Origin of the sequence: Vibrio sp. M260118, assembly GCF_036533755.1 — a bacterium.
GTDB lineage: Bacteria > Pseudomonadota > Gammaproteobacteria > Enterobacterales > Vibrionaceae > Vibrio.
Window position 1 is genome coordinate 1 of the sequence record NZ_JATABG010000542.1, and the last position, 1,662, is coordinate 1,662.

Below are 1,662 nucleotides of genomic sequence, written 5' to 3' on the forward strand. Positions count from 1 at the left end.
AGCAAGGTCCCTCTTGCAACTTTCGGTAGTTCGAATAAACTACTGAATCATCGCATTAGGCGAAATCTGTAAAGGAAAAGAAAAAATGAGCAACATCGAAGAACGCGTAAAGAAAATCATTGTTGAACAGCTAGGTGTAGACGAAGCAGAAGTTAAAAACGAAGCTTCATTCGTTGACGATCTAGGTGCTGATTCTCTAGACACTGTTGAACTAGTAATGGCTCTAGAAGAAGAATTTGACACTGAGATTCCAGACGAAGAAGCTGAGAAAATCACTACTGTTCAAGCTGCAATCGACTACGTAAACAGCGCTCAGTAATATCTCTCCCAGGCGGCCTTCTGGCCGCCTGTGTTCTTTTTAACCCTTCTATCCTTCCATAGAATCATTTCAATTCCGGAGAATAAAATCGTGTCCAAGCGTCGTGTTGTTGTCACTGGCATGGGTATGTTGTCACCGGTAGGCAACACCGTAGAATCATCTTGGAAAGCTCTGCTAGCAGGTCAAAGTGGTATCTCGAATATCGAGCACTTCGATACTGAAAATTTCTCTACTCGCTTTGCGGGCTTAGTGAAAGATTTTGACTGTACTGAGTACATGTCAAAAAAAGATGCACGTAAAATGGATCTATTTATCCAATACGGTATCGCAGCTGGCATCCAAGCTTTAGATGACTCTGGTTTACAAATTAATGAAGAAAATGCTGCTCGCGTTGGCGTCGCTATCGGTTCAGGCATTGGTGGCTTAGATCTTATTGAAGCGGGTCACACTGCTTTGGTTCAAAAAGGTCCGCGCAAAGTTAGCCCATTCTTCGTACCATCAACCATCGTAAACATGGTTGCAGGTAACTTATCTATTATGCGTGGTCTTCGCGGTCCTAATATCGCGATCTCGACGGCGTGTACTACAGGTCTACATAACATCGGCCATGCTGCACGTATGATTGCATACGGTGATGCAGAAGCTATGGTTGCAGGTGGTGCAGAAAAAGCATCGACACCACTAGGTATGGCAGGCTTTGGTGCTGCGAAAGCACTTTCTACTCGTAATGATGAGCCACAAAAAGCATCTCGCCCTTGGGACAAAGACCGTGACGGTTTCGTTCTAGGTGATGGCGCAGGTATGATGGTTCTTGAAGAATACGAACACGCAAAAGCGCGTGGCGCGAAGATCTATGCTGAAGTTGTTGGCTTTGGTATGTCGGGTGACGCTTACCACATGACTTCTCCATCTGAAGATGGTTCAGGTGGTGCGCTAGCGATGGAAGCAGCAATGCGTGACGCGGGTATCACAGGTACTCAAGTTGGTTACGTAAATGCGCACGGTACCTCTACACCAGCTGGTGACGTTGCTGAGATCAAAGGCGTTAAACGTGCTCTTGGCGAAGAAGGTGCTAAGCAAGTTAAAGTTTCTTCAACTAAGTCGATGACAGGTCACCTACTTGGTGCTGCAGGCTCAGTAGAAGCGATCATTACGGTTATGTCTTTGGTTGATCAGATTGTTCCGCCAACCATCAACTTAGATAACCCAGAAGAAGGCTTAGACATTGATCTTGTGCCACACACAGCGAAAGAAGTATCAATGGAATACGCAATTTGTAATTCATTTGGCTTCGGCGGTACTAACGGCTCGCTAGTGTTCAAAAAGATCTAAATAGTCACAGC

Annotated in this window: 2 protein-coding genes; both read left to right on the plus strand. The window is 45.4% G+C overall.

Annotated elements, in window-relative coordinates; translation table 11 throughout:
- Positions 1-85: 85 nt before the first annotated feature.
- Positions 86-319 carry an acyl carrier protein gene (gene acpP / locus QTO00_RS19330; RefSeq protein ID WP_004406112.1) on the plus strand — a complete coding sequence of 78 codons (234 nt, stop codon included), beginning with the start codon at positions 86-88 and terminating at the stop codon, positions 317-319.
- A gap of 90 nt (positions 320-409) precedes the next feature.
- Entirely contained in the window at positions 410-1,651 is a 1,242-nt protein-coding gene (gene fabF, locus QTO00_RS19335) for a beta-ketoacyl-ACP synthase II (RefSeq protein WP_331426196.1), read from the plus strand.
- Positions 1,652-1,662 lie beyond the last annotated feature (11 nt).

What these genes read in the sequence shown, in the direction of transcription:
- acpP (WP_004406112.1), top strand. Translation starts at nt 86, where the DNA reads ATGAGCAACATCGAAGAACGCGTAAAGAAAATCATTGTTGAACAGCTA.